The organism is Aquariibacter albus (genome assembly GCF_014145335.1).
Taxonomy (GTDB): Bacteria; Pseudomonadota; Gammaproteobacteria; order Burkholderiales; family Burkholderiaceae_C; genus Aquariibacter; species Aquariibacter albus.
Genome location: NZ_JACIVI010000006.1, coordinates 24,094 through 30,952, shown reverse-complemented (window position 1 = coordinate 30,952; position 6,859 = coordinate 24,094). Strand labels below are relative to the sequence as shown.

At 69.1% G+C, this 6,859-nt stretch carries 5 protein-coding genes and 1 rRNA gene; 3 read left to right on the top strand and 3 right to left on the bottom strand.

Annotated elements, in window-relative coordinates:
• Nucleotides 1-9: 9 nt before the first annotated feature.
• The 3 genes from rrf to H4F90_RS13630 all read left to right on the top strand — a co-directional run bounded on the left by rrf (nucleotide 10) and on the right by H4F90_RS13630 (nucleotide 2,723).
• Nucleotides 10-122, top strand: a 5S ribosomal RNA gene (gene rrf / locus H4F90_RS13640).
• Nucleotides 123-262: 140 nt separating this feature from the next.
• Nucleotides 263-1,927, top strand: coding sequence for a long-chain-fatty-acid--CoA ligase (locus tag H4F90_RS13635; RefSeq protein WP_182665775.1), 1,665 nt, complete (start codon nucleotides 263-265; stop codon nucleotides 1,925-1,927).
• 37 nt (nucleotides 1,928-1,964) lie between these two features.
• The gene (locus H4F90_RS13630; RefSeq protein ID WP_182665548.1) at nucleotides 1,965-2,723 is read left to right on the top strand and encodes a 5'-methylthioadenosine/adenosylhomocysteine nucleosidase; all 759 of its coding nucleotides are present in this window, start codon (nucleotides 1,965-1,967) and stop codon (nucleotides 2,721-2,723) included.
• A 20-nt stretch (nucleotides 2,724-2,743) separates the two neighbouring features.
• Here the strand turns inward: H4F90_RS13630 and ppk2 are convergent, their stop codons facing one another.
• From ppk2 to miaB, 3 genes are all read right to left on the bottom strand, one after another.
• On the bottom strand, nucleotides 2,744-3,667 hold the full coding sequence (gene ppk2, locus H4F90_RS13625) for a polyphosphate kinase 2 (RefSeq protein ID WP_407926192.1): 924 nt from the start codon (nucleotides 3,665-3,667) through the stop codon (nucleotides 2,744-2,746).
• A gap of 115 nt (nucleotides 3,668-3,782) precedes the next feature.
• Nucleotides 3,783-5,342 (bottom strand): M20 family metallopeptidase, encoded by a 1,560-nt coding sequence (locus tag H4F90_RS13620; RefSeq protein ID WP_182665544.1) that lies wholly within the window; start codon nucleotides 5,340-5,342, stop codon nucleotides 3,783-3,785.
• A 77-nt stretch (nucleotides 5,343-5,419) separates the two neighbouring features.
• Nucleotides 5,420-6,829, bottom strand: coding sequence for a tRNA (N6-isopentenyl adenosine(37)-C2)-methylthiotransferase MiaB (miaB, locus tag H4F90_RS13615; protein ID WP_182665542.1), 1,410 nt, complete (start codon nucleotides 6,827-6,829; stop codon nucleotides 5,420-5,422).
• Nucleotides 6,830-6,859: the final 30 nt, after the last annotated feature.

Here is a 6,859-nt window from a genome sequence, read left to right as displayed (position 1 = left end):
CCGGTTAAGCCTGATGACCATAGCGAGGTGGTCCCACCCCTTCCCATCCCGAACAGGACCGTGAAACACCTCAGCGCCGATGATAGTGCGGATGCCCGTGTGAAAGTAGGACATCGTCAGGCTAGTATTTAGAAAACCCCCGACCGTCCTGGTCGGGGGTTTTCTTTTTGGGGCTTCAGATGTGATGCGGGCGATGCGGTTAGACCCGATGGACCTGCTCGCCGACGAGGCGACACAATCCGCGCATCGCAAGGAGACTTCCATGACGGCTGCATGGCTCAAGCACTACCCCGAAGGGGTTCCGCCTTCCATCGACGCTGATGCCTACGGGTCGCTGGTTGAGCTGATCGAGGAAAGTTTCACGAAGTATGCAGAGCGCCCGGCCTGCCATTTCATGGGGCGAAGCTTCAGCTTCCGTGAACTGGACCGGCACTCCCGTGCGCTCGCTGCCCAACTTCAGGCGATGGGTCTCGACCGCGGGGACCGGGTGGCCGTGATGATGCCGAACGTGCCGCAGTATCCAGTGGCTGTTGCGGCCATCCTCCGTGCCGGTTGCGTGCTGGTGAACGTGAACCCGCTGTACACGCCGCGGGAGCTGCAGCACCAGCTGAAGGATTCCGGTGCGGCAGCCATCGTCATTCTTGAGAACTTCGCCGCGACCCTGCAGGCCGCTGGGTCCTCGATCCCGCCCGAGCGCGTGGTGCTGGCCAGCCTGGGCGACATGCTGGGGCTCGTGAAGGGCGCGGTTGTCAACACCGTGGTTCGTCATGTCAAGAAGCTGGTGCCTGCCTTCGATGCGCGGGGCATGCTGCGCTTCCCCCGGGCGGTGCAGCGCGGCGAGTCACTGCCCTACCGGAGGCCCGAGGTGAAGGCGCAGGACATCGCGCTGCTCCAGTACACCGGCGGTACGACGGGCGTCAGCAAGGGCGCGGTGCTCAGCCATCGCAACATCATCGCGAACGTGCTTCAGTGTGAGGCGTGGTATCGGCCGGTGCTGGGTGCTTTGCCGGCCGGCGAGCCCTTGCTGACTGTCTGTGCGCTGCCGCTTTATCACATCTTCGCGTTCACGGTGAACATGATGCTGAGCCTGCGCGTTGGCGGGGCGAACATCCTGATCCCCAATCCACGCGACTTGCCGGCTGTCTTCAAGGCCTTGGCGCCGCACCGCTTTCACAGCTTCCCTGCCGTCAACACCCTGTTCGGCGCCTTGGCCCGGCACCCGGGCTTCAGCACGGTGGACTGGTCCAGCCTCCGCTTGAGTGTCGGAGGCGGCATGGCGGTCACCGCGGGGGTGGCCGAGCTCTGGCTCGAGAAGACGGGATGTTCGATCTGCGAAGGCTATGGCCTGTCGGAAACCAGTCCGACGGCCAGTTGCAACCCGGTCAACTCCACGCAGTACACGGGCACCATCGGCCTGCCGCTGCCGTCGACGGAGTTCAAGTTGCTCGATGACGCCGGACACGAGCTGCCCCCCGGCGTGCCGGGAGAGATCGCGATTCGTGGCCCCCAGGTCATGCAAGGCTACTGGCAGCGGCCCGATGAGACCGCTGCCGTGATGACGCCCGATGGATTCCTGCGCACCGGGGACATCGGTGTCGCCGACGAGCGTGGCTATTTCAAGATCGTCGACCGCAAGAAGGACATGATCCTGGTCAGCGGCTTCAACGTCTATCCGAACGAGATCGAGGATGTGATGTCCCGCATGCCCGGCGTGCTGGAGTGCGCGGCCGTTGGGGTGCCGGACGAGAAGTCCGGCGAGGCGGTTCGACTGGTGATCGTGCGCCAGGACCCCACGCTCACCGAGGAGCAGGTTCGGGCCTATTGCCAGGCCAATCTGACCGGCTACAAGCGGCCGCGACAGATCGAGTTCCGCACCGATCTGCCGAAGACTCCGGTCGGAAAGATTCTGCGTCGCGAGCTCCGCTGAAACGCCACGGTCCCTTTCCTGTCTGCCCGAGCGCATCATGACCCTTGCCCTGATGGCTGCGATGCCCGAAGAGCTCGCTGCCCTGCTGGCCCAGCTTCAGGCGGTGTCCGTGCATCACCATGCCGGTCGCGCCTTTCACACCGGGAAGCTTGAGGGGCGCGATGTCGTGCTCGTTCTGTCACGCATCGGCAAGGTTGCGGCCGCGACCACTGCAACGCTGCTGATCGAGCGCTTCGAGGCCCGGGCCATCGTCTTCACCGGCGTGGCCGGAGGCCTGCATCCGCGGGCGCGGGTGGGTGACATCGTGATTGCACGCGAGCTGCTGCAGCATGACCTCGACGTCTCGCCCCTCTTCCCCCGGCATGAGGTGCCGCTGACCGGCCGGTCCCGGTTTCCGACCGATGCCGAGCTGAGTGATGGCCTGCGGGCGGCTGCGGCCGAGGCGCTTTCGGTCGAGCGCCTGGCCCTGGCGGCCTCCTTGGAAGCCCTGGGCATCGACGAGCCCCGCCTGCACGAGGGCCTGATCGTCAGCGGCGATCGTTTCGTCGCCACCGCAGCGGAGAGCCAGGCCTTGCGTCACGAGCTGCCCGAAGCCCTGGCCGTCGAGATGGAGGGCGCGGCCTTGGCCCAGGTCTGCCACGACTGCGATGTGCCCTATGCGGTGATCCGCAGCATCTCCGACCGGGCCGACGATGCGGCCCACGGGGACTTCCTGCGCTACCTGGCCGAGGTGGCGGCACCGATGGCCGCGGCCATCGTGCGCTGCTGGTTGCGCCGCGGGCCGCTGCCCGCCTGAGCTGCCGCTGGACAGGCGCTTCAGTAGCGTTCCGGCACGATCAGATCCTGCGGCACCGGATGCCGCAGGTAGTCGGCATGCCTCACGCGCTGAGGCAGATGCACGGCGGGCCGTTCCACCTCGGCATAGGGCATCTGCTCCAGCAGGTGGGCGATGCAGTTCAGGCGGGCCTTCTTCTTGTCGACGGCCTGCACCACCCACCAAGGCGCTTCGGCGATGTGGGTGCGCTCCAGCATCGCCTCCTTGGCCACGGTGTACTCCTCCCAGCGGCGGCGGCTTTCGAGGTCCATGGGGCTGAGCTTCCACTGCTTCAGCGGGTCCTGGATGCGGGCCAGGAAGCGGGCTTCCTGCTCCTCGTCGGTGATCGAGAACCAGTACTTGATGAGCTGGATGCCGGAGCGGACCAGCATGCGTTCGAACTCCGGCACCGAGCGGAAGAACTCCTCCACCTCGGCCTCGCTGCAGAAGCCCATCACCCGCTCGACGCCGGCCCGGTTGTACCAACTGCGGTCGAAGAGCACGATCTCGCCCGCAGCCGGCAGGTGGGCGGCATAGCGCTGGAAGTACCACTGCGTGCGCTCGCGGTCGTTGGGCGCGGGCAGTGCCGCCACGCGGCAGACGCGCGGGTTCAGGCGCTGGGTGATGCGCTTGATCACGCCGCCCTTGCCGGCCGCATCGCGGCCCTCGAAGAGGATGACGACCTTGTGCCGCGTGTGCTGCACCCAGTCCTGCAGCTTGACCAACTCGCCCTGCAGGCGGAAAAGCTCCTGGAAGTAGAGGCGACGGGCTTCGCGGCTTTCCGCGCTGCGGCCGGTGTCGCGGTCGTCGAACTCCAGCTCCAGCTCCTCGTCCAGGCTGTCGAGCCGGTCCAGGAAGAGGCGTTCGACCAGGTCGGTCTCGGCGCCCGGGGCGCGTTCGTCATCGGGGCGGGTCATGGTCGTCATCCGGCCGCCGCCCGGGATGGACGGCTTGTGCCGCGACCCTAGACCGGCCGCATGACAGGCTGTTGAAGCCGGAGCGCCGGCCGTGGGGCTATCCGGCTGCCGTCCTGCCGCCCGCTCAGTCCGGCGTCGCCGCCTGGGTGCGCGCGAAGGCGGCGATCACCTCGGCCACGCTGGCGGTCAGGCGCTGGGCATAGGGCAGGTGCAGGAACTCGTTCGGTCCGTGGGCATTGCTCTTGGGGCCCAGCACGCCACAGACCATCATCTGCGCCTTGGGGAAGCCAGCTTCCAGCAGGCTCATCAGCGGGATGGTGCCGCCCTGGCCGATGTGGGCGTAGGACGCGCCGAAGTGCGTGCGCGAGGCGGCCTCCAGCGCGGCATCCAGCCAGGGGGCGAGCGAGGGCGCGTTCCAGCCCGTCGCGCCCCAGCGCGCCGGGCCCTGGCCGTCATCGGCGGGCCCGGCCCGGCCGTCGGGTTCGAAGGTGACCCGCGCGTTGTAGGGCGCCTGGTCTTCGAGCAGGGCCTTCAGGCGCTGGGCGGCGAGATGGCCGTCCACGCCCGGCGGAAGCCGCAGGCTGAGCTTGAAGGCGGTGAAGGGCCGCAGCACATTGCCGGCGCTGCGGGTGGCGGGGAAGCCGTCGGCGCCGGTCACGCTCAGCGTCGGACGCCAGGTGCGGTTGAGCAGCACCTCGGCAGGGTCGGTCGTCACCGGCAGCACGAAGCCGCCGTCGGCGCCGCAGGCCCAGGGGTAGCGCTTCCACACCTCGGCCCCCAGGATGGCCGCCGCTTGGTGGGCCTGGGCCACCCGCTCGGCCGGGATGGCGGCGTGGAAGCTCTCGGGCAGCACCCGGCCGCTCGCGCTGTCCTCCAGGCGGTCCAGGAGGTGGCGCAGGATGCGGAAGCTCGAGGGCACCAGGCCGCTGCCATCGCCCGAGTGCACGCCCTCGTCCAGCACCTCCACCCGCAGCGTGCCCGTCACATTGCCGCGCAGGCTGCTGGTCAGCCAGAGCTGCTCGTAGTTGCCTGCACCGGAATCGAGGCAGACGACGAGCTGCACATCGCCCAGGCGCAGGCGCAGCGTGTCCAGGTAGGCCGGCAGGTCGCCGGAGCCGCTTTCCTCGCAGCTCTCGAACAGGCCGACGCAGCGCGGATGCGGCAGGCCCTGGGCCTGCAGCGCAGCCAGGGCCGTGACGGCGCTGTAGACGGCGTAGCCGTCGTCGGCGCTGCCGCGGCCGTAGAGCCGATCGCCCTGCAGCACCGGCGTCCATGGGCCCAGGCCGGTCTTCCAGCCGTCGAACTCGGGCTGCTTGTCCAGGTGGCCGTAGAGCAGCACCGTCGGCTCGTCCTGCGGGCGCACCGCCGCGCCGGGCGTGCTGGCCTCCAGCTCGAAGAAGATCACCGGCGTGCGCGGCCGGCCGTCGGGGCCGTTCAGGCGGACGATCTCCAGCCGCAGGCCCTTCAGGCCCTGGGCCTCGACCCAGGCCGCTGCGTCGCGCAGCACCTTCTCCAGGTGGCCGTGCTCGGCCCAGTCGGGGTCGAAGAGGGGGCTCTTGGCCGGGATCGCGATGTAGTCGCGCAGGGCAGGCACGATGCGCTCGGCCCAGGCGCGGTCCACATGGGCGCGCAGGGCGTCGGAGTCCGGCGCGGCGGCGGCGGGCAGGCGTTCGGGGGCGTTCATGGCGGAGGGCTCCGGCGGGCGGCGGCCCGAAGGCCGCCAGGGGATGCGTGCATCGGGCTTCGGGGCCGGGCCCAGGCTCAGGCGCTGAGCACGGCCTCGCGCGTGGGCAGCTCGGCGCGCAGCGAATGCGGCAGGGCCTGGGTGATGCGCAGGTCCAGCAACTGGCCGATCAGGCGTTGCGGCTGCGGGCCGGCCGCGAAGTTCACGATGCGGTTGCACTCGGTGCGGCCCATCAGCTCGGACGGGTCCTTGCGGCTCGGGCCCTCGACCAGCACGCGCTGCAGCCGCCCGACCAGGGCCTGGCTGCGGCGCTGCGCCTCGGCCTCGATCGCGGCCTGCAGGATCTGCAGGCGCTTGAGCTTCACCTCCGCCGGCGTGTCGTCGGCCAGGGCCGCGGCGGGCGTGCCGGGGCGGCTGCTGTAGATGAAGCTGAAGCTGGCGTCGAAGGCCACGTCCTCGACCAGCTTCATCAGCTGCGCGAAGTCGGCCTCGGTCTCGCCGGGGAAGCCGACGATGAAGTCGCTGCCGATGGCGATGTCCGGCCGCAGCGCGCGCAGGCGGCGCACGATGCTCTTGAACTCCAGCGCGGTGTAGCCGCGCTTCATCGCCATCAGCACGCGGTCGCTGCCGTGCTGCACCGGCAGGTGCACATGGTTGACCAGCTTGTCGCAGCGGCCGTAGAGCTCGATCAGCCGCGCGCTGAACTCCTTGGGGTGGCTGGTCGTGTAGCGGATGCGCTCGATGCCCGGGATCTCGGCCACCACCTCCAGCAGGAAGGCGAAGTCGGCGATTTCCGCCGTGCCGCCCATGGGCCCGCGGTAGGCGTTCACGTTCTGGCCGAGCAGCGTCACCTCCTTGACGCCCTGCTCGGCCAGGTGGGCCACCTCGGTCAGCACATCGTCGAAGGGCCGGCTCACCTCCTCGCCGCGGGTGTAGGGCACCACGCAGTAGCTGCAGTACTTGCTGCAGCCTTCCATGATGGAGACGAAGGCGCTGGCGCCCTCCACCCGGGCCGGCGGCAGGTGGTCGAATTTCTCGACCTCGGGGAAGCTGATGTCGACCTGCGGCCGGCGGTGGCTGTCACGGCGCTTGAGCAGCTCGGGCAGGCGGTGCAGGGTCTGCGGGCCGAAGACCACGTCCACATAGGGCGCACGGTCCAGCAGGGCCGCGCCCTCCTGGCTGGCCACGCAGCCGCCCACGGCGATCTTGGTGCCCCGGGCCTTGAGGTGCTTGACCCGGCCCAGATCGCTGAAGACCTTCTCCTGCGCCTTCTCGCGCACCGAGCAGGTGTTGAAGAGGATCAGGTCGGCCTGCTCGGGGTCCTGCGTGGGTTCGTAGCCTTCGGCCGCGCGCATCACGTCGACCATCTTGTCCGAGTCGTACTCGTTCATCTGGCAGCCGAAGGTCTTGATGTAGACCTTCTTGCCGGAAGCGGCAGGGGCCTCGGCCACGGGGGCGCAGGCTTCGCGGGGGGTGTCGTCGTTCATCGGGGCCTCGCGGGAAAACGCCGGATTTTC

Bases quoted from the DNA above. Each gene is read 5' to 3' on its own strand.
- ppk2 (WP_407926192.1), bottom strand. From the start codon at position 3,667: ATGACGACCATGACCCGCCCCGATGACGAACGCGCCCCGGGCGCCGAG.
- miaB (WP_182665542.1), bottom strand. From the start codon at position 6,829: ATGAACGACGACACCCCCCGCGAAGCCTGCGCCCCCGTGGCCGAGGCC.
- H4F90_RS13630 (WP_182665548.1), top strand. From the start codon at position 1,965: ATGACCCTTGCCCTGATGGCTGCGATGCCCGAAGAGCTCGCTGCCCTG.
- H4F90_RS13620 (WP_182665544.1), bottom strand. From the start codon at position 5,342: ATGAACGCCCCCGAACGCCTGCCCGCCGCCGCCGCGCCGGACTCCGAC.
- H4F90_RS13635 (WP_182665775.1), top strand. From the start codon at position 263: ATGACGGCTGCATGGCTCAAGCACTACCCCGAAGGGGTTCCGCCTTCC.